The sequence below is a fragment of the uncultured Aquabacterium sp. genome, from assembly GCF_947366995.1.
Classification (GTDB): Bacteria; Pseudomonadota; Gammaproteobacteria; order Burkholderiales; family Burkholderiaceae_C; genus Aquabacterium.
In genome coordinates this window covers 1-23575 of record NZ_CANBCC010000061.1, presented here as the reverse complement: position 1 = coordinate 23575, position 23575 = coordinate 1, and the positions used below count along the sequence as shown (strand labels likewise).

22 protein-coding genes and 1 tRNA gene are annotated in these 23575 nt (G+C 65.9%); 18 read left to right on the top strand and 5 right to left on the bottom strand.

Going from position 1 to position 23575, the window contains the following annotated elements:
* Positions 1-964: aminotransferase class III-fold pyridoxal phosphate-dependent enzyme (locus Q0Z44_RS14375; RefSeq protein WP_298013931.1), on the bottom strand; the 964-nt coding region annotated here is incomplete at its 3' end.
* Between the two features lie 318 nt (positions 965-1282).
* Here Q0Z44_RS14375 and aceA point away from each other — a divergent pair.
* From aceA to Q0Z44_RS14320, 11 genes are all read left to right on the top strand, one after another.
* Complete coding sequence (gene aceA, locus Q0Z44_RS14370) at positions 1283-2599, top strand: isocitrate lyase (protein ID WP_109036795.1); 1317 nt, start codon at positions 1283-1285, stop codon at positions 2597-2599.
* Between the two features lie 342 nt (positions 2600-2941).
* Positions 2942-4861, top strand: coding sequence for a threonine--tRNA ligase (thrS, locus tag Q0Z44_RS14365; protein WP_298013929.1), 1920 nt, complete (start codon positions 2942-2944; stop codon positions 4859-4861).
* Between the two features lie 354 nt (positions 4862-5215).
* Positions 5216-5764, top strand: a complete 549-nt coding sequence (gene infC, locus Q0Z44_RS14360) for a translation initiation factor IF-3 (RefSeq protein ID WP_298013933.1) — start codon at positions 5216-5218, stop codon at positions 5762-5764.
* A gap of 210 nt (positions 5765-5974) precedes the next feature.
* Entirely contained in the window at positions 5975-6178 is a 204-nt protein-coding gene (rpmI, locus tag Q0Z44_RS14355; protein WP_028601240.1) for a 50S ribosomal protein L35, read from the top strand.
* Positions 6179-6240: 62 nt separating this feature from the next.
* Entirely contained in the window at positions 6241-6600 is a 360-nt protein-coding gene (gene rplT / locus Q0Z44_RS14350; protein WP_058089095.1) for a 50S ribosomal protein L20, read from the top strand.
* A gap of 113 nt (positions 6601-6713) precedes the next feature.
* On the top strand, positions 6714-7763 hold the full coding sequence (gene pheS, locus Q0Z44_RS14345; protein ID WP_298013925.1) for a phenylalanine--tRNA ligase subunit alpha: 1050 nt from the start codon (positions 6714-6716) through the stop codon (positions 7761-7763).
* Between the two features lie 100 nt (positions 7764-7863).
* A complete protein-coding gene (locus tag Q0Z44_RS14340; RefSeq protein WP_109036792.1) occupies positions 7864-8889 on the top strand; it encodes an NAD(P)-dependent alcohol dehydrogenase in 1026 nt (341 codons plus the stop codon).
* A 42-nt stretch (positions 8890-8931) separates the two neighbouring features.
* Positions 8932-11361 (top strand): phenylalanine--tRNA ligase subunit beta, encoded by a 2430-nt coding sequence (gene pheT, locus Q0Z44_RS14335; protein ID WP_298013922.1) that lies wholly within the window; start codon positions 8932-8934, stop codon positions 11359-11361.
* Positions 11362-11383: 22 nt separating this feature from the next.
* On the top strand, positions 11384-11743 hold the full coding sequence (locus Q0Z44_RS14330) for an integration host factor subunit alpha (RefSeq protein WP_109036790.1): 360 nt from the start codon (positions 11384-11386) through the stop codon (positions 11741-11743).
* A gap of 35 nt (positions 11744-11778) precedes the next feature.
* The gene (locus Q0Z44_RS14325; RefSeq protein WP_298013920.1) at positions 11779-12300 is read left to right on the top strand and encodes a MerR family transcriptional regulator; all 522 of its coding nucleotides are present in this window, start codon (positions 11779-11781) and stop codon (positions 12298-12300) included.
* 74 nt (positions 12301-12374) lie between these two features.
* Positions 12375-12451, top strand: a tRNA-Pro gene (locus Q0Z44_RS14320).
* Between the two features lie 90 nt (positions 12452-12541).
* Here the strand turns inward: Q0Z44_RS14320 and Q0Z44_RS14315 are convergent.
* The gene (locus tag Q0Z44_RS14315; RefSeq protein WP_298013919.1) at positions 12542-13357 is read right to left on the bottom strand and encodes a MerR family transcriptional regulator; all 816 of its coding nucleotides are present in this window, start codon (positions 13355-13357) and stop codon (positions 12542-12544) included.
* A gap of 139 nt (positions 13358-13496) precedes the next feature.
* On the opposite strand from Q0Z44_RS14315, the gene Q0Z44_RS14310 reads away from it, so the two are divergent.
* Complete coding sequence (locus Q0Z44_RS14310) at positions 13497-14084, top strand: chalcone isomerase family protein (protein ID WP_298013918.1); 588 nt, start codon at positions 13497-13499, stop codon at positions 14082-14084.
* Between the two features lie 101 nt (positions 14085-14185).
* Here the strand turns inward: Q0Z44_RS14310 and ubiE are convergent, their stop codons facing one another.
* From ubiE to Q0Z44_RS14295, 3 genes are read right to left on the bottom strand one after another with little or no spacing between them, the layout of a single operon-like run.
* Positions 14186-14917 carry a bifunctional demethylmenaquinone methyltransferase/2-methoxy-6-polyprenyl-1,4-benzoquinol methylase UbiE gene (gene ubiE, locus Q0Z44_RS14305; RefSeq protein WP_298013917.1) on the bottom strand — a complete coding sequence of 244 codons (732 nt, stop codon included), beginning with the start codon at positions 14915-14917 and terminating at the stop codon, positions 14186-14188.
* A 9-nt stretch (positions 14918-14926) separates the two neighbouring features.
* Positions 14927-16213, bottom strand: a complete 1287-nt coding sequence (locus Q0Z44_RS14300; protein WP_298013916.1) for an NAD(P)/FAD-dependent oxidoreductase — start codon at positions 16211-16213, stop codon at positions 14927-14929.
* Positions 16189-17385 carry a GGDEF domain-containing protein gene (locus tag Q0Z44_RS14295; protein ID WP_298013915.1) on the bottom strand — a complete coding sequence of 399 codons (1197 nt, stop codon included), beginning with the start codon at positions 17383-17385 and terminating at the stop codon, positions 16189-16191. The genes Q0Z44_RS14300 and Q0Z44_RS14295 overlap by 25 nt, the downstream gene beginning before the upstream one ends.
* 238 nt (positions 17386-17623) lie before the next feature.
* Between Q0Z44_RS14295 and Q0Z44_RS14290 the strand changes: the two genes are divergently transcribed.
* The 6 genes from Q0Z44_RS14290 to glnA all read left to right on the top strand — a co-directional run.
* Entirely contained in the window at positions 17624-18436 is an 813-nt protein-coding gene (locus Q0Z44_RS14290; RefSeq protein WP_298013913.1) for a TIGR00266 family protein, read from the top strand.
* 167 nt (positions 18437-18603) lie between these two features.
* On the top strand, positions 18604-19578 hold the full coding sequence (locus tag Q0Z44_RS14285) for a YncE family protein (RefSeq protein ID WP_298013911.1): 975 nt from the start codon (positions 18604-18606) through the stop codon (positions 19576-19578).
* Complete coding sequence (locus Q0Z44_RS14280; protein ID WP_298013909.1) at positions 19562-20425, top strand: polysaccharide deacetylase family protein; 864 nt, start codon at positions 19562-19564, stop codon at positions 20423-20425. The genes Q0Z44_RS14285 and Q0Z44_RS14280 overlap by 17 nt, the downstream gene beginning before the upstream one ends.
* A 37-nt stretch (positions 20426-20462) precedes the next feature.
* Entirely contained in the window at positions 20463-21470 is a 1008-nt protein-coding gene (locus Q0Z44_RS14275; RefSeq protein WP_298013907.1) for a sterol desaturase family protein, read from the top strand.
* A 68-nt stretch (positions 21471-21538) separates the two neighbouring features.
* Positions 21539-22333 (top strand): molybdopterin-binding protein, encoded by a 795-nt coding sequence (locus Q0Z44_RS14270; RefSeq protein WP_298013905.1) that lies wholly within the window; start codon positions 21539-21541, stop codon positions 22331-22333.
* 297 nt (positions 22334-22630) lie between these two features.
* The coding region (glnA, locus tag Q0Z44_RS14265; protein ID WP_298013903.1) for a type I glutamate--ammonia ligase at positions 22631-23575 on the top strand (945 nt) is incomplete at its 3' end.

The window sequence follows — 23575 nt, the reverse complement described above, 5'->3', positions numbered from 1 at the left end:
AGGCCATCGGGTGGCCGGAGTAGGTGTAGCCGTGGGGCAGTTCGATGCCCGGGCCGCTGGCTTGCATGAAGGTGTCGTGGATCTCCTGCCGCACCGCGACCGCCCCCATCGGAATCGTCCCGTTGGTGATGCCTTTGGCCATGGTGATCATGTCGGGCACCACGCCGTACTTCTGTGCGGCAAACGGGGCACCCAGCCGCCCGAAGCCCGTGATGACCTCGTCGAAGACGAGCAGGATGCCGTGCTTGTCGCAAATGGCGCGCAGACGCTCGAGGTAGCCCTTCGGCGGCAACAGCACCCCGGTGGAGCCGGCCATGGGCTCCACGATCACGGCGGCAATCGTCGACGCGTCGTGCAGGGCCACCAGGCGCTCGAGGTCATCCGCCAGTTCGGCGCCGTGCTCGGGCTGGCCGCGCGTGAAGGCGTTGCGCGTGAGGTCATGCGTGTGGCGCAGATGGTCGACCCCCGCCACGCTGCTGCCGAAGAGTTTGCGGTTGGGCCCCATGCCGCCGAGCGCCGTGCCGGCGAAGTTCACCCCGTGGTAGCCCCGCTCCCGCCCGATCAGGCGGGTGCGCTGTGCCTCGCCCCGCACGCGGTGGTAGGCGAGGGCGATCTTCATCGCCGTCTCCACCGACTCCGAGCCCGAGTTCGTGAAGAAGAAGCGGTTCAGCCCGGGCGGCGTCAGGTGCTGCAGCCGGTCGGCCAGTTCGAACGCCAGCGGGTGCCCCATCTGGAATGGCGGGGCGAAATCCATCTCGGACGCCTGGCGGGCGATCGCCTCGACGATGCGCGGGCGACCGTGTCCGGCATTGACGCACCACAGACCCGCTGTGGCGTCCAGAACCTCGCGCCCCTCCGGCGTCCAGTAGTGCATGTCCCTGGCCTTCGAAAGCAGGCGAGGGGCCTGCTTGAAGTCCCGGTTCGCGGTGAACGGCATCCAGAAAGCGTCGAGGTTCGGTTGCATCGTGGCGTCCTTTGTCCAGAAGGCGTGACAGGTGGCCGCGGTGGGCGGCCTGCTGCACCACATCCTGCCGTTTTTTCACCATCTGCGCGAGTGGCCGGGCTCGACGTACCCCGGTGCCCCGACACGCTCGTGTCGCGCGCTCCACCCGCTCTCTTCATCAAGTTGTTGCAAATTCGCATCATCATGCTGTGCCGTGCAGTGAGGCATGCGTTTGGGACATCAGAGTGCTGTCTTATATAAGACATAAGTCTTTACTGGCGAGCCCGATTCACGCTAAACTGCACCCTGTTTTCACGCACTTCTACCCCGGAGATCTCCATGACTCAACTCACCCGTGAACAGCAAATCGCTGCCCTGGAAAAGGACTGGGCCGAAAACCCCCGTTGGAAGCTCGTCAAGCGCGGCTACTCCGCAGCTGACGTGGTTCGCCTGCGCGGCAGCATGCAGCCCGAGTACACCCTGGCCAAGCGCGGCGCTGAAAAGCTGTGGGAAAAGGTCAACGGCGGTGCCAAGAAGGGCTACGTGAACGCTTTCGGCGCCATCACCGCCGGTCAAGCCATGCAGCAGGCCAAGGCTGGTCTGGAAGCCGTGTACCTGTCGGGCTGGCAGGTCGCCGCCGACGGCAACACCTCGGAAACCATGTACCCCGACCAGTCGCTGTACGCGTACGACTCGGTGCCCACCATGGTTCGCCGCATCAACAACACGTTCAAGCGTGCTGACGAAATCCAGTGGTCGCGTGGCATCAACCCCGGCGACGACAACTTCATCGACTACTTCCTGCCCATCGTCGCTGACGCGGAAGCCGGTTTCGGTGGCGTGCTGAACGCCTTCGAACTGATGAAGAACATGATCGCTTCGGGCGCTGCCGGCGTTCACTTCGAAGACCAGCTGGCCGCTGTGAAGAAGTGCGGTCACATGGGTGGCAAGGTGCTGGTCCCGACCCGCGAAGCCGTTGAAAAGCTGATCGCTGCGCGTTTCGCTGCCGACGTGATGGGCGTGCCCACCATCGTTCTGGCCCGTACCGACGCTGAAGCCGCCAACCTGCTGACCAGCGACTGCGACGACAACGACAAGCCGTTCGTGACCGGCGAGCGCACGCAAGAAGGCTTCTACCGCGTCAAGAACGGTCTGGAGCAAGCCATCAGCCGTGGTGTCGCCTACGCTCCGTACGCTGACCTGGTGTGGTGTGAGACCGGCGTGCCTGACATCGGCTTCGCCCGTGAGTTCGCTCAAGCCGTGCACGCCGCCTGCCCCGGCAAGCTGCTGTCGTACAACTGCTCGCCTTCCTTCAACTGGAAGAAGAACCTCAACGACTCGCAGATCGCTTCGTTCCAGGAAGAGCTGTCGGCCCTGGGCTACAAGTACCAGTTCATCACGCTGGCTGGTATCCACATCAACTGGTACAACACGTTCCAGTTCGCCCACGCTTACGCCCGCGGCGAAGGCATGAAGCACTACACCGAAATGGTGCAAGAGCCGGAATTCGCTGCTCGCGAAAAGGGCTACACCTTCGTGTCGCACCAGCAGGAAGTCGGCGCTGGCTACTTCGACGACGTGACCACCGTGATCCAGGGTGGTTCGTCTTCTGTGAAGGCCCTGACCGGCTCGACCGAAGAAGAGCAGTTCCACTGATCGGTGTAGAAGGGGCTCGCCGACGGCGAGCGCCTTCCCCCCGTCAGGAACGACGCCAACGGCGCCCTCAGGGCGCCGTTTCCGTTGGTGCGCCCGTATAATCGAGCGTCTGGCAAGCTGCCCGCGGGGTGGCCCAACGTAAGGACCGTAGAAAGGCACGCACGGTTATGACACCGCGAACTTCGACCCCCTTTACCTCGACCGAGGTCTAGTCGGCTGGCCGCTGCTTTCGCACATCTGTACCTTTTTCCCCTGAATCCAGGAAAGCGCGGCAACCACCGCGCTTTTTTGTTGCCTGCCCGGAAGCTGTGGGGCGGCACGTTTCCACACAAGGACACCAAGATGATTTCGATTCAGCTGCCCGACGGCTCCAAACGCGAGTTCCCGGGCCCCGTGACCGTGGCAGAAGTGGCTGCCTCCATCGGTGCTGGCCTGGCCAAGGCCGCTCTGGCGGGCCGCGTGGGGCAGGGCGATGCCGCCCGACTTGTCGACACCTCCTACCGCATGGAGGCCGACACGCAACTCGCCATCGTCACCGAGAAGGACGCCGACGGCCTGGATGTGATCCGCCATTCCACCGCCCACTTGCTGGCCTACGCCGTCAAGGAGCTCTTCCCTGAAGCGCAGGTCACCATCGGCCCGACCATCGAAGACGGCTTCTATTACGACTTCGCCTACAAGCGCCCGTTCACGCCGGAGGACCTGGCCGCCATCGAGAAGAAGATGGCCGAGCTGGCCAAGAAGGACGAGAAGGTCGAGCGCAAGGTGCTGCCGCGCGACGAGGCGGTTGCCTACTTCAAGAGCCTGGGTGAGCACTACAAGGCCGAGATCATCGAGAGCATCCCGGCCGATCAGGACGTGTCGCTGTACAGCGAAGGCGGCTTCACCGACCTCTGCCGGGGGCCGCACGTGCCCAGCACCGGCAAGCTCAAGCACTTCAAGCTGATGAAGGTGGCGGGCGCCTACTGGCGTGGCGACCACCGCAACGAGCAGCTGCAGCGCGTCTATGGCACCGCCTGGACGAGCAAAGAAGACCTGCAGCAGTACCTGACCCGCCTGGAAGAGACCGAGAAGCGGGACCATCGCAAGTTGGGTCGCGAACTCGACTTGTTCCACATCGACGACCACGCCCCAGGCGTCGTCTTCTGGCACCCCAGAGGCTGGACGGTGTGGCAGGCGGTCGAGCAGTACATGCGCCAGGTCTACCGCGACAACGGCTACCAGGAGGTCAAGGGCCCGCAGATCATCGACAAGACGCTGTGGGAGAAGACCGGGCACTGGGACAAGTACCGCGAGAACATGTTCACCACCGAGTCGGAAAAGCGTGACTACGCGCTCAAGCCGATGAACTGTCCCGGTCACATCCTGATCTTCAACCAGGGTATCAAGAGCTACCGCGACCTGCCGGTGCGCTACGGCGAGTTCGGCCAGTGCCACCGCAACGAGCCGACCGGCGGTCTGCACGGCATCATGCGTGTGCGTGGCTTCACGCAGGATGACGGCCACATCTTCTGCACCGAAGACCAGATCCTGGATGAGTGCGTGGCCTTCACGGCGTTGCTGCAGAAGGTCTACACCGACTTCGGCTTCACCGACATCATCTACAAGGTGGCGACGCGGCCCGAGAAGCGCATCGGCTCGGATGAAAGCTGGGACAAGGCTGAGCAGGCCCTGATGGCCTCGCTGAAGGCCACTGGCAGCGAATTCCAGATCGCCCCGGGCGATGGCGCCTTCTATGGCCCGAAGATCGAGTACACGCTGAAGGACGCGCTGGGCCGCCACTGGCAGTGCGGGACGATCCAGGTCGACTTCTCGATGCCTGAGCGCCTGGGTGCCGAGTACGTGACCGAGGCGAGCGACCGCAAGCACCCGGTGATGCTGCACCGCGCGATCCTGGGTTCGCTCGAGCGCTTCATCGGCATCCTGATCGAGCAGCATGCGGGCGCGTTGCCCGTGTGGCTGGCGCCGGTGCAGGCGGTGGTGCTCAACATCACCGACGCCCAGGCTGATTACGCGCGCGAAGTGGCCGCCGCCCTGACCAGGGCCGGCATCCGCACCAAGCTCGATACGCGCAACGAGAAGATCACCTACAAGATCCGCGAGCACGCCGTGCAGAAGACCCCGTACTTCATCGTGCTGGGTGACAAGGAGCGCGAGGCGGGCACGGTGGCGGTGCGCGCCCGGGGCAATCAGGACCTGGGTGTCATGCCGCTGCAGCAGCTGATTGCAACGATCGAGCAGGCGGTCGCTGAGCGGCGTTGAGCCATCCCGAGGGCTTAATCGGGATGACCGCAGGGCGTTGGTTTGGTGCAACGCCTTGCGCTCATGTAAAATCTCGCGCGCAAAGGTCAGACGGCGTGATCGTCCGCTACGGTCGTGCATCGCACCCCTCCACGGTGCCGTGTGTGTCTGGCCTTCGTGCGCGCCCGGGGCGTCACAACCTCGGCGCGATGTCGCTGATGACTTCTCCCATGAAGCTCGATCCAGACATCGCCAGTCAGGCTGGAGCATGGCCGTTTCGTTGCCAAACGAACGGTCGGCCACGGTCCGCTGCGGGTGCGTGTTCACTGACCATTGGTTCGAGCGATTTCAACGCCGGGCCTGAAGGAAACCGACATCGCTAACTTCTTTGACCGCCGTACGCGCAATGATGAGCGCAAGCACCGGCTGAATCGCGAAATCACCGCCCCTGAAGTCCGTCTGAACGGCCCGGAAAACGAGCCGCTGGGTATCGTCAGCATCCAGGAAGCGCTCCGGCTGTCCGCCGAGCATGACGTGGACCTGGTGGAGATCGCCGCTCAAGCCGATCCGCCGGTCTGCCGTCTGATGGATTACGGCAAGTTCAAGTACCAGGAACAGAAGAAGGCCCACGACGCCAAGCTCAAGCAGAAGGTGATCGAGGTCAAGGAAGTCAAGTTCCGGCCGGGTACCGACGAAGGCGACTACCAGATCAAGCTGCGCAACCTGCGCCGCTTCCTTGAGGACGGTGACAAGGGCAAGGTCACGCTGCGTTTCCGTGGCCGTGAGATCACGCACCAGGAGCTGGGTATGCGCCTGCTGGAGCGGGTGCGCGATGACCTGACGGATTGCTCGACGGTCGAGAACATGCCGAAGCTCGAGGGCCGCCAGATGATCATGGTTTTGGCCCCGAAGAAGAAGAAGTAAGCCAGCGAGCTGAATTTCTTCTACAATGCGAGGTTTCGCCGGGGCGTGATTGCTTCGGCGGCGTGCGTCGGGTCGGCCTGCGAGGGCAATCCGGCGTGCAACGGCGCTCGGTCTGGTCACCGGGGGCCGCTTCAAAGTGACTGCAGGCCATCAAGACGCGGAAGTGGTATTTCGCGGCGCCTGGCAGACACAATTCAAAAGGAGCAGAACATGCCCAAAATGAAGACCAAGAGCAGTGCGAAGAAGCGTTTTCGCGTGCGTCCGGGTGGCACCGTCAAGCGCGGTCAAGCCTTCAAGCGTCACATCCTGACCAAGAAGACCACGAAGAACAAGCGTCAGCTCCGCGGCGCTGTGAACGTGCACGAGACCAACATGGGCCACATGGCTCAGATGCTGCCTTTCGCTGGCCTCTAAGCCGCGCAAGTCAGTCGTCTTAAGGTCTCTGGTTTAGATAGTCAACGCAGAAGGAGTCATCCATGCCTCGCGTCAAACGTGGCGTTACCGCCCGCGCTCGTCACAAGAAGGTTCTCGCCCTGGCCAAGGGTTTCCGCGGCCGCCGCAAGAACGTTTACCGCATCGCCAAGCAGGCGGTCATGAAGGCAGGCCAATACGCCTACCGTGACCGCCGCGCCAAGAAGCGCGAATTCCGCCGCCTGTGGATTGCCCGTATCAACGCCGGCAGCCGCGCTCTGGGCCTGACCTACAGCAAGTTCATCGCTGGCATCAAGAAGGCGTCGATCGAGATCGACCGCAAGGTGCTGGCCGACATGGCTGTCAACGATCCGGCAGCTTTTGCCAGCATCGTTGAAAAGGCCAAGGCTCAACTGGCTGCCTGATCTTCTCAGACAGCACGATGCACCGCACGCAACTGGCCCGGCTCTGTCGGGCGAGTGCGCGCAAGTGACCTGAAGGCCAACGTCAAGTTGGCCTTTTTTTTCGACCCGACACGATGAACGACCCGCAAAGCGACCTCGAAGCCCTGGTGCAATCGGCCCAGGAAGCCTTTGCCGCGGCCGGCACCCCCGCCGACCTGGAAAACGCCAAGGCCCGGTTCCTGGGCAAGTCCGGCAGCCTGACCGACCTGCTCAAGGGCATGGGCGCGCTCAGCCCCGAAGAGAAGAAGACCCGGGGCGCCGCCATCAACCAGGCCAAGCAGCGCGTGGAAGCCTTGCTGACCGACCGCCGTCAGGCCCTGGCCGACGCCGAGCTGGCCCAGCAACTCCAGGCCGAGCGCCTCGATGTGACGCTGCCCGGCCGGCGCCGTGGCGAGGGGGGCCTGCACCCGGTGTCGCTCAGCATCGAGCGCATCGAAGGCATCTTCGGGTCGATGGGTTTTGCCGTGGCCGACGGCCCCGAGATCGAAGCCGACTGGTTCAACTTCACGGCCCTGAATACGCCGGAAGACCATCCGGCCCGCTCGATGCACGACACTTTCTATGTGGAAGGCGGTCATCTGCTGCGCACGCACACCAGCCCGATGCAGGTGCGTTATGCCGTGCAGCACGTCAAGGCGCATGCCGATGAACTGGCGCGGGGCGAGCGCATCCCCGAGATCCGCGTGATCGCACCCGGGCGCACCTACCGCGTCGACAGCGATGCCACGCACTCGCCGATGTTCCACCAGTGCGAAGGCCTGTGGATCGGCGAGTCGGTGAGCTTCACCGACCTGAAGGCGGTGTTGAGCGACTTTTTCAGCACCTTCTTCGAGACCGACGCGCTGGACATCCGTTTCCGCCCGTCGTTCTTCCCGTTCACCGAGCCGTCTGCCGAAGTGGACATCGCCTTCGCCTCCGGTCCGCTCAAGGGCCGTTGGCTGGAAGTCGGTGGGGCAGGGCAGGTGCACCCGAACGTGGTGCGCAACTTCGGCCTGGACCCTGAGCGCTACATCGGCTTTGCGTTCGGTCTGGGTCCCGATCGCCTGACCATGCTGAGATATGGCGTGAACGACCTGCGCCTGTTCTACGAAGGCGACCTGCGCTTTCTGCAGCAGTTCCAGTGACCTGTCCGGCGTCGCGTTGCCGCGATGCCGCTTCCGCTCCCGCCCGTTCCCTGGCCACCCGGCATGACCCGGCAGCCGCCCCACTGAAAGGATCGCCGACATGAGCACTTCGACCACCATCCGCGCCTGGGCCGCCCAGGAAGCCACACGCCCGGTCACGCCGTTTTCGTACGACCCGGGCCCGCTGGGCGCCGAGGAAGTCGAGATCCGCGTCGAGCACTGTGGCTTGTGCCACTCCGACCTGTCGATGATCGACAACGAGTGGGGCTTTTCGGGCTACCCGGTCGTCGGTGGGCACGAGGTGATCGGCAGCGTCGTGGCCCTGGGTGCCAATGCGAAGGGGCTGAAGCTGGGTCAGAAGGTCGGCCTGGGCTGGATGGCGCAGAGCTGCCAGACCTGCAAACCCTGCCTGAGCGGCGAGCCGCAGATGTGCCGCGCCGGGGTGCCGACCATCGTCGGGCACCACGGTGGCTTTGCCGAGCGCGTGCGGGCCCACTGGCTGTGGGTGGCGCCGATTCCCGAGGGCGTCAACCCGGCCGATGCCGGCCCGCTGCTGTGCGGCGGCCTGACCGTGTTCTCACCGTTCCTGAACTTCGACATCAAGCCGACGCACCGCGTGGGCGTGGTGGGCATCGGCGGGCTGGGTCACCTGGCGCTGAAGTTTGCGCGTGCCTGGGGTTGCGAGGTGACGGCGTTCACCTCGAGCGAGTCCAAGCGTGACGAGGCGCTGTCGCTGGGTGCGCACAAGGTCGTGTCCAGTGTGGATGCCGCGTCCATGAAGTCGATTGCCGGCCGACTCGACATGGTGATCGTCACCGTCAATGCGATGCTGAACTGGAAGGCGCTGATGGGCACGCTGGCGCCCAACGGCCGCCTGCACGTGGTGGGCGTGCTGCCCGCGCCGCTGGAAGTCGAGTCCTTTGCCCTGATCGGCGGGCAGCGCTCGGTGTCGGGCTCGCCCACGGGCTCGCGCCAGGACATCGACACCATGCTGGAGTTTGCCGCCCGCCACGGCATCGCCCCGCAAACCGAACATTTCCCGATGAGCCGCATCAACGATGCGCTGGACCACCTGCGCGCCGGCAAGGCCCGCTACCGCGTGGTGCTGGACGCCGACTTCGCCTGACAAGGCAGGCTCACCAAAAAAGATTCCCCAAGGATCCCTGACATGCAATTCCCTGAGTCCTGGCTGCGCAGCTTCTGCAACCCCGACCTGACCACCCAGCAACTGGCTGATCTGCTGACCATGGCCGGTCTGGAGGTCGAGGAACTGGACCCGGTGGCCCCGCCGTTCACGGGCGTGGTCGTGGGCCACGTGCTGGAAGTGGCCAAGCACCCGGATGCCGACCGCCTGAACGTCTGCAAGGTGGACGCCGGCACGGGTGCGGTGCTGCAGATCGTGTGCGGCGCGCCCAATGTGCGCCCGGGCATCAAGGTGCCGTGCGCCACGGTGGGGGCCGAGCTGCCCCCGGGCGCCGACGGCAAGCTGTTCAAGATCAAGCTGGGCAAGCTGCGGGGTGTGGAGAGCCAGGGCATGCTGTGTTCGGCACGCGAGCTGGGCATCTCCGAAGAGGCCAGCGGCCTGCACATCCTGGCCGACGACGCGCCGGTGGGCGTCAACATCCGTGAGCACCTGAAGCTCGACGACACTCTGTTCACGCTGAAGCTCACGCCCAACCTGGCGCACTGCCTGAGCGTGGCCGGCATCGCGCGCGAGGTCTCGGCCCTGACTGGCGCGCCGCTGACGCTGCCGGCGATCGAGCCCGTCAAGCCCGCCATCGACGCGACCGTGCCCGTCAAGGTCGAGGCATCGGACCTGTGCGGCCGTTTCGCCGGTCGGGTGATTCGCGGCGTCAACCCGCAGGCCAAGACGCCCGACTGGATGGTCGAGCGCCTGGCTCGCTGCGGTCAGCGTTCGGTGTCGCCCCTGGTCGACATCTCGAACTACGTGATGTTCGAGCTGGGCCAACCCTCGCACGTGTTCGATCTGGACAAGGTCAAGGGCGGCATCACCGTGCGCTGGGCGCGTGAAGGCGAAAGCCTCAAGCTGCTGAACGGCAACACCGTGGCACTGGACGGGCAGGTGGGCGTGATTGCCGACGACGCCCAGGTCGAGTCGCTGGCCGGTGTGATGGGCGGTGACGCCACGGCCGTGGGCGACGACACCCGCGATGTCTACCTCGAATCGGCCTTCTGGTGGCCCAAGGCGATTGCCGGCCGCGCACGCCGCTACAACTTTTCGACCGACGCGTCGCACCGCTTCGAGCGCGGCGTGGACCCGGCGCCCACCGTGGCCTACCTCGAGCGCATCACGCAGCTGATCCTCGACATCTGCGGCGGGGAGGCCGGCCCGGTGGACGACCAGGTCGTGCGCCAGGCTGAACGCCAGCCGGTGACGCTGCGCCTGTCGCGCGCCCAGCGCGTGATCGGCATGCCGGTGTCGCGCGAGGAGGTCGAGACCGTCTTCACCCGCCTGGGCCTGGCCTTCACCGCCAGCGCCGTCGAAGGTGACGTGCACCTGACCGTGACGCCGCCGAGCTGGCGCTTCGACATCCAGATCGAGGAAGACCTGATTGAGGAAGTCGTGCGCGTGATCGGCTTCGACAAGCTGCCCAAGCGCGCGCCCAAGGCCCCGGTGGTGTCCGAGGTGCGCCCGGAGGCCCAGCGCAGCCTGTATGCCGTGCGCCGTGCCGTGGCCGCCCGTGGCTACCAGGAAGCGATCACCTTCAGCTTCGTCGAAGCCCGCTGGGAAGCCGACTTTGCCGGCAACACCGACCCGATCAAGGTGCTGAACCCGATCGCCGCTCCGCTGGCCGTGATGCGCTCGACGCTGATCGGCAGCCTGGTGGAGGTGCTGCGCACCAACCTCGCCCGCAAGGCCGATCGCGTCCGCCTGTTCGAGGTGGGGCGCGTGTTCCGCCGCGACGCCAGCGTGGTCGACAGCGACCAGACCGTGGGTGGCTTCGACCAGCCGGTGAAGGTGGCGGGCCTGGCCTATGGCCCGGCCGAGGCGCTGCAGTGGGGCGTGGCCAGCCGCAACGTTGATTTCTTCGATGTGAAGGGCGACGTCGAGGCGCTGCTGGCCCCGCGTCAGGCGCGCTTCGAGGCGGTCGAGCATCCGGCCTTCCACCCGGGCCGCTGCGCCCGCGTGGTGGTCGATGGCCGCGATGTCGGCGTGATCGGCGAGCTGCACCCGAAGTGGCGTCAGGCCTACGACCTGCCGCTGGCACCGGTGCTGTTCGAACTGGATGCCGCCGTGCTGGCCGAGCGCGTGGTGCCGTCGTTTACCAGCGTGCCCAAGATGCAGTCGGTGTTCCGCGACCTGGCGCTGGTCGTCAAGGACGATGTGGCCCATGCCGCGCTGATTGAGGCCATCACCACCGCCCCGGCTGAAGGTCTGGTCAAGGGCGCGCGCCTGTTCGACATCTACAAGCCGAAGACCAGCGTTCAGGGGATGGCGGACGACGAGCGCAGCCTCGCGGTGCGCGTGGAACTGCGCGATGATGAGCAGACGTTGACGGATGAGCGGATCGACGGCGCCATGAAGGCCGTGCTGACCGCGCTGGCGGCGTCCGTGGGCGCGCGCGTCCGCGGTTGACACCGGACTAGGGAGACCCGGGATGAACGACAAGCTCAGCGACCTGACGGTCCTGCTGCCCACCATCGAGACGCCGACGCTGACCAAGGCGGAGTTGGCCGAGTTGCTGTTCGAGCGACTGGGTTTGAACAAGCGCGAGTCCAAGGACATGGTCGAGGCTTTTTTCGAGCTGGTGCATGGCACGCTGGTCGACGGGCAGGACGTGAAGCTGTCGGGCTTCGGCAATTTCCAGATCCGTCGCAAGGCACCCCGCCCCGGGCGCAATCCGCGTACGGGTGAGTCCATCCCCATCGCCGCGCGCAACGTGGTGACCTTCCATGCGAGCCAGAAGCTCAAAGGCATGGTCCAGGGGGATGTGCCGTCCGAAGGGGACATGGAGTAAAGTCTGTGGCCTTTGTCCGAAGGGCGAATTGAGCAATGGGAGCCATGGACCGCGTCGACAGTGTCTTGCCGCCGATTCCGGCCAAGCGCTACTTCACCATTGGTGAGGTCAGCGAGTTGTGTCTGGTCAAGCCCTATGTGCTGCGCTACTGGGAGCAGGAGTTCGTCCAGCTCAAGCCGATGAAGCGGCGCGGCAACCGCCGCTACTACCAGCATCACGAGGTGTTGCTGATCCGCCGGATCCGCGAGCTGCTGTATGAACAGGGCTTCACCATCAGTGGGGCGCGCAACCAGTTGGCCGACATGGGGGCGTTGGCTGCCGCACCGCTGCCCGAACCCGAGCTCCCGAGCGCGTCGACCCGCACGTTGGCAGGCAGCCAGGGCTGGGCATCTGCGGGTGCCGATGCCCGCGCCGCGCGGGCCCTGCAGGCCAGCCATGTGGCGGTCGCGGACGGGGTCTGGATGCCGCCTGATCTGGCGGCCCTCGACCAGTTGGATGCGGACAGCGCGCACGCCCTGCGCGAGGCGCTGCAGTCCATCCGGGACTTGCTGGGATGATGCCGTGCATTGTGGGAATGTTGCAACGCAGCTTGATTTCGATTTCTGAACCGTGACATAATCTAAGTCTTCGTCGGGGCGTAGCGCAGCCTGGTAGCGCACTTGCATGGGGTGCAAGGGGTCGCGAGTTCGAATCCCGCCGCCCCGACCAAGAACGACACGAGCCCAGCAGAGCAATCTGCTGGGCTTTCTGTCTTTTCGGGCCGCATGAAGCAAGCCACTCTGCCAGAGAGAGGCGGGATCAGGGTCTGCGCTTCAGCTCTTCACTGACCGCGCGGTCGAACTCCTGCTGCAACACCACCGGGAAGGCGGCGCTGATCGACCCGATGGCCAGCGGCCGCAGGCGCTCGAAAAGCGCCTTCAGCTCTTCCATGGCGCCGAGTTCCGGCAGGGTGCGGCGTACAGTGCCGCCTTCGCCTCGGTGTGCCTGAAGCGCCAGCCCCTTGATCTGCGCCAGGAACACCTGCTGCACGTAGGCCTGTGCGATGGCGCGGGTGTGCGCGATCAGGGTGTCCTGCAAGTCAAGCACGGTGTCCAGCGGCACCTTCAGTTCGGCAAGCTGCACGCCAATGCGTTCGAGCGCCGGGCTGAGGATCTCGAACTCGTCGGTGTCACCCACCCGACGATACAGGCCGTTGCGGCTCAGCCGTTCGCGCTGTTCGGGCGTGGCCGTCGCGCCCCAGTTGGCCGCCATCTCGGCGATGTGCTTGCGGGCAGGCGATTCGACCGTGAAGAACGTGGTGGAGAACAGTTCGCTGATGAGTGCGTACTCCGACCACGCCCCTTCCGGCGTGTTCTCCAGCATGTCCTTGATGGCGTCGAGCCGGAAGCCTTGCTGCCGGAGATCCCGGATCAACTCCAGCTTACCCTGGTGCTCGCTGTCGTACAGCCCCAACCGGCCGCGCAGACGCGGCGGGGGAATGAGGCCCGCCGTCTGGTATGCGCGGATGTTGCGCACGCTGACGCCGGTCCGGGCAGCAAGCACCTCCACCGTCATGTCGACGGGGTTTCGGGCTAGAGAACGTGCGGGTTGGCGACGAGCGTCGGTCTGTGACATGGGACACGATTGGTGAACCGTCCCGCATCATACTGGTGCTATGTTGCAGGCGTAATGTAACATTCGAACTGCCGTATGAATCGCGGCAGCGGGAACCCCGGTTGCCCGCGATCAAACCTCACAAAAGGATCTCATCACGATGAACCGTTCCCGACTCGCCACGGCGGCCCTGATCGCCTGCCTGACCTTCACTGCGAACTCGGCGCTGGCCGTGCGCGAGGTGGGCGCCGCCCGGTTTGAGGACACCCATGCCGTGGCTGGCCAGAACCTCGTGCTCAATGGTGCGGGCATGCGCGTGAAGATGATCATCAAGGTGTATGCCGTGGCGCTGTACTTGCCGCGCAAGGAGGCCACGACGGCGGGCGTACTGGCTCAGACCGGCCCCAAGCGCATCCAGATCGTGATGTTGCGTGATGTGCCTGCCGACAAGCTGGGCGAGTCGCTGGTGGACGGCATCAAGGCCAACACGACGGAGTCCGAGCGTGGGGCGCTTCAGGCCCGCATCGACGAATTGGAGAAAGCCATGGTCGCGCTCGGCGAGGCTCGCAAAGGCTCGATGATCCAGCTTGACTACCTGCCGGGCACCGGTACGCGGATCACGCTCTCGGGCCGCCCCGTCATGCGTGACATCCCGGGCGAGGATTTCTATCGCGCGCTCCTGAAGATCTGGCTGGGTGACAAGCCCGCCGACGGCGACCTGCGCGCCCGCATGCTGGGCGCCGACTGAGGTCGACCGGGAAGCGGGCGGCACGCTGCCCCCTGAAAGCAGAACGGGCGCCAGGGCGCCCGTTCATCATGGTGCGGTGAGCGGGACGTGCCCGGGCTGGTTCAGCACTTGATGCCCATGTGCAGGGCCACCACGCCGCCCGTCATGTTGTGCACGTCGACATGGCCGAAGCCGGCGGTCTTCATCATGGCCTTTAGCGTGGCCTGATCCGGGTGCATGCGGATCGATTCGGCCAGATACTGGTAGCTGGCGGCGTCGCCGGCAACCATCTGGCCCAGGCGGGGCAGCACCTTGAACGAATACCAGTCGTAGGCCTTCTCCAGCGGCTTGGCCACTTTCGAGAACTCGAGCACGAGCAGGCGGCCGCCCGGCTTGAGCACCCGACACATTTCAGCCAGGGCCAGGTCCTTGTGCGTCATGTTGCGCAGACCGAAGGCGACACTGACGATGTCGAAGGTGCCGGTGGGGAAGGGCAGTTTCTCGGCGTCGCACAGCGCGGTGGGCAGGGCCTTCCCGCTGTTGAGCAGGCGGTCGCGCCCGGTGCTCAACATGGCTTCGTTGATGTCGGTGTGCACCACCATGCCGCTTGGGCCGACGCGCTTGGCAAAGGCTTCGGACAGATCGCCCGTGCCGCCGGCGATGTCGAGCACCTTGTGGCCTTCACGTGCGCCGCTGGCCGCAATGGTGTAGGCCTTCCACAGGCGATGCAGGCCCATCGACATCAGGTCGTTCATGACGTCGTACTTGTTGGCGACGGAGTCGAACACCCCGCGAACGCGTTCTGCCTTCTGCGACTCGTCGACCTGCTGGAAACCGAAATGCGTGCTGCTCATATGCGCATCTTAATCTGCGGCGGGGGCGGGTTCGAGCGCCCGCGCACAGGCCATGCCGCTTGACCAGGCCCACTGGAAGTTGTAGCCGCCCAGCCATCCGGTCACGTCGACCACTTCGCCGATGAAATGCAGCCCGGGCACCCGACGGCTTTCCAGAGTCTGCGAGCTCAGTTCGCGCGTATCGACCCCGCCGGCGGTCACCTCGGCCTTGACGTAGCCCTCTGTGCCGTTGGGAACGATGGTCCACTGGTTCGCGGCCTGGCCCAGCGCTTCGAGGTCGCGGTCACGCAGGTCGGCGAGCAGGGCGTCGGGGCGCAGGGCCGGCACGGTATGGGCCTGCGTGGCCAGCCAGGTCTGGGCCAGGCGCTGCGGGACGGCTTCACCCAGGGCAAGCCCCCACGCGGTCGACAGCTGCTTGCGCGAGCCGATCTTGGCCTGCTTCAGCAGCCCCGCGAGATCGCGCTGGGGCGTGAGGTTGAGGGTGAGGGCTTCGCCAGGCACCCAGAAGCTGGAGATCTGCAGAATGGCCGGGCCGCTGAGACCGCGGTGGGTGAACAGCAGGTCTTCAACGAAGCTGGCCGGGGCCGCCTTGCGTCGCTTGGCCTGCAGGGCGTCGGGCATGGGCGTCGAGACGGTGACCTCCAGTGAGACACCGGCCAGCGGTACGAAGGGCGCCCACACGGTGGGGTCGAAGGTCAGGGGCACGAGCGCAGGGCGCAGGGGCACGATGCGGTGGCCCAGCCGTTCGGCCAGGCGCTGCCCGAAGTCGGTTGCGCCGATCTTCGGGATGGAGAGCCCGCCGGTGGCCACGACCACGTGGTGCGCACCCACGGGGCCGCGGTCGGTGTCGAGCTCGAACCGCGGGCGGCCTCCTGCGGCATCGGGCGCGGGGCGCACATCGCGCACGCCGCAGGGCTGCCATCGGGTGACCTGGCCGGCGTCGCACTCCTTGAGCAGCATCTGGATGATGTCGTCGGCACTGCGGTCGCAGAAGAGCTGGCCCTTGTGCTTCTCGTGCCAGGGGATGCCATGGCGCTCGACCAGGGCCAGAAAGTCCTGCGGGGTGTAGCTGGCCAGCGCAGAGCGCGCAAAGTGCGGGTTCTCGCTCAGGAACTGCGCGGGTGTGGCCTCGCGGTTGGTGAAGTTGCAGCGCCCGCCGCCCGAGATGCGGATCTTCTCCGCGACCTTGGCGGCGTGGTCGATCACCAGCACGCGCAACCCGCGTTGGCCGGCCGCGCCAGCACAGAAGAGCCCGGCCGCACCGGCCCCGATCACAACGACATCGAATCTCTGCATGGGCGGGATTGTCGCCCGTCGTCGTGCCGGCCTTCTTTCAGTGCCTGTTCGGCCCGGGTGAGGGCCGGCCCGAGCGCTTCGCCTTCGCGTACGCTCACCATGCCGAAAGTGAGGCTCAGGCCGGGCAGGCCGCGGGCATCCCGGGCCTGAGCCACGGTCCGCACCAGGCGCCGTGCCAGGTGCAGCGCATCCTGCAGAGCCATGTCCGGCAGCAGGGCCACGAACTGGTCGCCACCGATGCGCCCGATGACGTCGCGTTCGCCGAGCAGGGCGCGGGCATGCGTGGCCACCAGCTTCAGTGCATCGTCGCCCGCCGCATGGCCGTGCAGGTCATTGAGCTGGCGCAGGTGGTCGATGTCGATGCGGAGGACGACGGCGCTGCCAGGGCGCGACAGACGCAGCGCCGCCTCGGCAATCTCATTGAAATGCCGCCGTGTGGGCACCTGGGTGAGCATGTCGATGTCGGCCAGTTCGCGCAGCTGCCGGTGGGATTCGCGCAGCTCCTGCTCGGTGCGCTCGTAGGTCAGCAGGAGGCACATGTACACCGACATCATGACGGCGACGACCAGGCCCAGCAGCACGGCCGGTTGCTGGATGTGCTGTGGATCGCTCAGAGGAATGCCCCAGTTCTGCATGGCAGTGACGAGGCGCGGCGCCTGGAGCACGGCGCCGCCGATGAGGAACAGGCGCACCGCCTTCAGATAGGGGCTGAGCCGCCACCCCGGGATGGCCTGCACGTGCCACATGGCATACAGGTAGCCCGCGACGTTGAACAGGCTGAAGACGGCCACGCGGGCGGCCATGTCGCTGGCGTCACGCGCCCACACGGCGGCATAGGCGGCGGTGCCGAGCAGCGGCAGGACCGGGTCGGCCCAGCCGGGCATCGGAAAGCGGGTACGGCCATGAAAGCGCCGCAGCCCGGCCAGCATCATCAGCGGCCATTGCAGCGACAGCAGTGCCGACAGCGGCAGCATCCAGGGGCTCAGGTCGCGCAGCAGCAGGCAGACGGGGCTCAGCGTGGTCAGCCACTGAGCGGTGGTCCACCACCAGAAGCCGCGGTAGACGCGTTGCGTCAACCCGACCAGCGTCATCAGTGCCGCGGCCGTGATGAGCACGAGGCAGACCACCACGGTCAGCGTGGGCAGATGCAGCTCGAACAGGGACGAATCCATGGGGTGTGGCAAGTTGGCGGTGTACGGGCCCTGGCGTCACGAAGGGCAAGACGATCTCGGCCACAATCGGCGTCTGTTCGCAGCGGCCCGTGGCCCATCGTGCATTGTGCAAGGGCCGGTGGGCTGCACTGCCCGCAGTTTCCAGGGGCCGGCGCACGACGCCCGTTCCCGGCAACGCTTGCCCCGGGTCCTCGCGCGAACACCGATTGACTTCACAGTGATTTAAGGAGCACCAAGCATGGCCATGGACGTGGTGGACTACGAGATCAAGGGCGCTGAAATGCAGTACGTCGAGGTGGAACTCGACCCTGGCGAGGCGGCCATCGGTGAGGCCGGCAGCATGATGTTCATGGACGCCGGCATCGAGATGGACACGGTGTTCGGTGATGGCGCGCAGCAGAGCGGCGGCTTCTTCGGCAAGCTGCTGGGCGCAGGCAAGCGCCTGATCACGGGCGAGAGCCTGTTCACCACCATCTACACCAACCAGGGCACCGGCAAGCGGCGCGTCGCGTTTGCGTCGCCGTATCCGGGCAAGATCCTGCCGATGGACCTGCGCCAGCTGGGCGGCACCCTCATCTGCCAGAAAGATGCCTTTCTGTGCGCTGCGCGCGGCGTGTCGCTCGGGATTGCCGTGCAGCAGCGCCTGGGCACCGGTTTCTTCGGCGGCGAGGGCTTCATCATGCAGAAGCTCGAAGGCGATGGCATGGCCTTCGTGCACGCGGGCGGCACCGTGGTGCGCCGTGAACTGAAGGCGGGTGAGACGCTGATGGTCGATACGGGGTGCGTCGTGGCCTACACGCCGGGCGTGGATTTCGACATTCAGTACGTGGGCAAGATCAAGACGGCGCTGTTCGGCGGCGAAGGGCTGTTCCTGGCCCGCATGACGGGGCCCGGCCATGTCTGGCTGCAGAGCCTGCCGCTGTCACGCCTGGCCTCACGCATCTTTGCTGCAGCGCCGCAACGCGGGGGCGCGCGCGAGGAAGGCTCGATGCTGGGTGGCTTCGGCGCCGGCGGTCTGCTGGGCTCGGTGCTGGGCGGCGACGACGAATGATCCCCTGCACGCCCCGGCCTTGAGTTGGGGCAGGCGGTCGCCCCGGACGGCCGTTTACACTGCGCGGCCTTATCGCAGCGACGACTTTGATGACTCCCTTCTTTCGTGCAGCCGGCCGCAGGGCCGTGCTGCTCTGTTCGGTTGTGCTCGCTGCCTCGACTCTGGGCATGGCGAGCGCGGCGCCTGCGGCCAACCCCACACCGGCCAAGCCGCGGCTGCCGGCCCCGATCTTTGCCCTGAACTCGCTCGACGCCACGATCAGCGTCATCGATCCCGTGACGTTCACCGAGGTGCAGCGCATCCCGACCGGCAAGGAGCCGCATCACCTCTATCTGTCGCCCGACGAGAAGTCGTTGCTGGTGGCGAACGCGCTGTCGAACTCGCTCACGCTGATCGACCCGCGGACGGCCGCTGTGCAGCGCGTGCTCGAAGGCATTGCCGATCCCTATCAGATCCGCTTCTCGCCCGACATGAAGTGGTTCGTGACCGCTGCCAACCGGCTCGACCACGTCGACATCTACCGGGCGGTCTTCAAGCCGGGGAGCGGGCTGGCGCTGACGCTGGCCAAGCGCATCCCGACGGCCAAGACACCCAGCCACATCGCGATCGACAGCCGCAGCACGGTGGCCTACGTGACCATGCAGGACAGCGACGAGCTGATTGCAATCGACCTGGCGACCCAGGCGCCTCGTTGGAAGATCGCGGTCGGCAAGATGCCGGCGGACGTGTACATCGCGCCAGGTGACCGCCTGTTGATGATCGGGCTGACCGGCGACAGTTTTGTCGAGGTCTATGACGTGGCCGGCCCGCGGCCGGTTCTGCGCAAGCGCGTCCGCACCGGCGCGGGGGCGCACGCCTTCCGGGCCTGGGGCGATGGCCGCCATGTGCTGGTCAGCAACCGGGTGGCCAACACCATCAGCAAGATCGACATGCAGACCATGAGCGTGGCGGCCGAGTACCCTGCACCGGGCGGGCCGGACTGCATGGACGTCCTGGCCGATGGGCGCACCATCCTGGTCACCTCACGCTGGGCGCGCAAGGTGACCTTCATCGACACGGTCGAGAAGAAGGTCGTGCGGCAGGTGCCCGTGGGCCGCTCGCCCCACGGGGTATGGACCCTGGACCATGCGCCGCGCCAGTAAGCGGACGCCGCACCGCGGTGCGCGCCCGGGTGTCCGGATGCAGCGTGCCCACGCCGTGCTCTTCTTCGCTGCGGCCCTGGCCTGCCAAGCGCCCGTGGCCGCCCGGCTTGAGCCCGCCCCCTGCAGCAAACCGGTCTATCTGACGATCGACACCGGACACATGGGCGTGGCCGAGTTGATTGCCGACACGCTGGACCGTCACGGCGTCAAGGCGACGTTCTTCCTGGCCAACGAGGCCACCCAGGCGGTGGGAGGCCGGCCGGCCGGCGAGACGCTCGACCCGCACTGGGCGTCGTTCTGGAAGCGGCTGGCGGCGCAGGGCCATGATTTTGGCTCACACACTTGGAATCACCTCGTCTGGCGGGCTGACCGGCCTGATGGCGCCTTCACCATGCAGGCCACGGCGGGTGCGCGCCGGGGCGAGCGTCAACGGGTCGACGCCGCCGGCTACTGCGCCGAACTGGCCGCCCCTGCGGAGCGCTTTGCGGCCCAGACCGGTCGACCGATGCGCGCCCTGTTCCGGGCTCCCGGTGGCAGGACGTCGCCGGCCTTGCTGCGTGCGGCGGCCGCGTGCGGGTGGCAGCACGTGGGCTGGTCGGACGCGGGCTTTCTGGGAGACGAACTGCCCAGCGACCGGTACCCCAATGATGTCCTGCTGCGCCAGGCCCTGGCCCGCATTCGGCCAGGCGACATCCTGATGATGCACCTGGGCATCTGGTCGCGTCGGGACCCGTGGGCGCCTGCCGTGCTCGAGCCGCTCATCACCGGGTTGAAGGCGCGTGGGATGTGTTTTGTCACGCTGCGGGCGCATCCGGTGTACGGCCGTGTCGGCGACGCGCCGAAGTGAGCCGTTGTGTCCCCATCGCTGATCTGCTGTGCCCTCCATGCTTGACGACGTTCTGATTCGCCCGCTCGGCGAAGCCTTCGGCCTGCTCCAGCAGCAGTTGTTCGAGGGCATGGTTCAGCCCCTGGCCTTTGCGCTGGGGCTGGGGAATGTGCTGGAAGATGCCTACGACGCCACGGGGTGGATGCTGGTCGGTGTGGCGCAGCTGCTGGTGATGCTGCTCGTGCTGGGGCCGCTGCAACGCTGGCGCCCCGTGGAGCGTGGGCCGGCCGGCGCGCAGGCCCGTGTCGACGTGGTCTATACGCTCATCCACCGCCTGGGGCTGTTTCGCCTCGCGCTCTTCTTCTTCGTGATGCCGGCGCTCGATGGGCTGTTCGGCTTTGCTGCAGTCCACGGCCTGACCGGTGTGCAGCTCGATGCACTGATGGCCTCGTGGTGGCCCGGCGTGACGGACACCGCTTGGGCATCGTTCGTGGCTTACCTCCTCGTTTTCGACCTGCTGGACTACTGGATCCACCGGGGCCAACACCGCGTCGAACGCTGGTGGGCCCTGCATGCGGTGCACCACAGCCAGCGCCGCATGACGATGTGGAGCGACAACCGCAACCACCTGCTCGACGACCTGCTGCGCGATGTCCTGATCGCGCTCGTTGCCCGTGCCGTCGGCGTGCCGCCAGGGCAGTTCGTTGCTGTGGTGGCCTGCACGCAGCTGATCGAAAGCCTGTCGCATGCCAACGTGCGCCTGCAGTTCGGCTGGCTGGGCGAGCGTCTGCTGGTCAGCCCGCGCTTCCACCGTCAGCACCATGCCATCGGCGTGGGGCACGAGGGTGAAACCGGTCCCGGCAGCCTGGGTGGCTGCAACTTCGCGGTCCTCTTCCCGGTGTGGGACATCGTGTTCGGCACAGCGCGCTTCGATGGCCGATTCGAAGCCACTGGCATCCGCGACCAGCTGCCCGAGTACGGCGGGCGGGACTACGGCAAGGGCTTCTGGTCACAGCAGTGGCTGGGCCTGAGGCGGCTGCTGTCACGCCGCCGGGCCGGGGTCTGACAGGCGGGGCAGCAGGCCCGAACGCCTTTCGGTATGCTGCAAGCCGTCTTCACCACACCGCACGCCCCATGGTCGGACTCATCATCATCGGCGACGAGATCCTCAGCGGCCGCCGCCAGGACAAGCACCTCGTCAAGGCGATCGAGCTGCTCAACGAACGCGGGATGGCCTTGCAGTGGGTGCGCTACGTAGGCGATGATCCCGAGCGCATCACGGCAGACATCCGCCACGCCGTCGACAGCGGCGACGTGGTGTTCTCCTTTGGCGGCATCGGTGCCACACCGGACGACCACACGCGAGGCTGCGCGGCCCGCGCGGTCGGGCAGGAGCTGCGCCTGCATCCCGAGGCGCGCGAGCTGATCCTTGCGCGCTCACGGGAGGTGGCAGAGCAGGAGGGGCGCGGGTTCGATCCTGAGTCGCCCGACACGCAGCGGCGCCTGCAGATGGGCTTTTTCCCCGAAGACGCCGAGATCATCCCCAACCCGTACAACCGCATCCCCGGCTTTTCACTGCTGGGGCGAATCCACTTCGTGCCCGGCTTCCCGGTCATGGCTTGGCCGATGATGGCCTGGGTGCTGGACGAACGCCACGCCGAGATGCACAACCAGACTCGGGTGTGTGAACGGGCTGTGATCGTTTACGGCGCCATGGAGGCGGCACTCACGCCGCTGATGGAGCGAATCGAGTCCGGGTTCGCCCCCGTCAAAGTATTCAGCCTGCCGAGCGTCGACCACCCGGTTCACGGGCGTCACATCGAACTCGGCGTCAAGGGCGTGGGCGACGTCGTCGACAAGGCTTTCGCGAGCCTGCTGGACGGGCTGAACCAACATGGTGCATCATTGGGCCCCACTTCGGTGCGCTGATGTTTCTGACCCTCGATTGCTCAATGTTGGTGCATGCGCTGCAGGCGTAGAGCGTTCGCTGCACGAAGCCGCTGCCGGATCGTGAAATGCGGTATGTGCCCCGCGCTGCTTCTGTGCAGTCAGATCGCTTTTTGTGCGGGGTTTTGCCTTGCGGCAAGACAAGGCGGCGATGGTTTCCCGGCGCTCGCGCCATAACGAGGCATGCTTTCTGCTATTACACTGCGCGCTGTTTCTGAACGATGAAACAGAGTCAACCTCTTCTTGCAATCAAACCAAGCCTCTTGCTAGGAGCACCTGATGGCCAACAAGACCGTCGCCGACGTGATGAAGCTGGTGAAGGACAACGAAGTCAAGTTCGTTGACTTCCGCTTCACTGACACCCGTGGCAAGGAACAGCACACCACCGTGCCTGTTTCCCACTTTGACGAAGACAAGTTCACGTCGGGCCATGCCTTTGACGGTTCGTCCATCGCCGGCTGGAAGGGCATCGAAGCTTCGGACATGCTGCTGATGCCGGATCCGAACACGGCCAACATCGACCCGTTCTTCGAAGAGCCGACCCTGATCCTGACCTGCGACGTCATCGACCCGCACGACGGCAAGCCCTACGAGCGCGATCCCCGCTCGCTGGCCAAGCGCGCTGAAGCCTACCTGAAGGCCTCGGGCCTGGGTGACACCGCTTACTTCGGTCCGGAACCCGAATTCTTCGTGTTCGACTCGGTCCGCTGGGCCAACGAAATGTCCGGCTCGTTCTTCAAGATCGAATCGGAAGAGGGCGCCTGGAACACCGGCACCAAGTACGAGCACGGCAACACTGGCTACCGTCCCACCGTCAAGGGCGGCTACTTCCCCGTGCCCCCGGTCGACAGCGGCCAGGACATGCGTTCGGAAATGTGCCTGATCCTGGAAAGCCTCGGCATTCCTGTTGAAGTGCACCACCACGAAGTGGCCAACGCCGGCCAGATGGAAATCGGCACCCGCTTCAGCACGCTGACCGAGCGCGCCGACTGGCTGCAGCTGCAGAAGTACGTGATCGTGAACGTGGCCCACGCCTACGGCAAGACCGCCACCTTCATGCCCAAGCCCATCGTTGGCGACAACGGTTCCGGCATGCACGTGCACCAGTCGATCTGGAAGGACGGCAAGAACCTGTTCGCAGGCGACGGCTACGCCGGCCTGAGCGAGTTCGCCCTGTACTACATCGGCGGCATCATCAAGCACGCCCGTGCGCTGAACGCCATC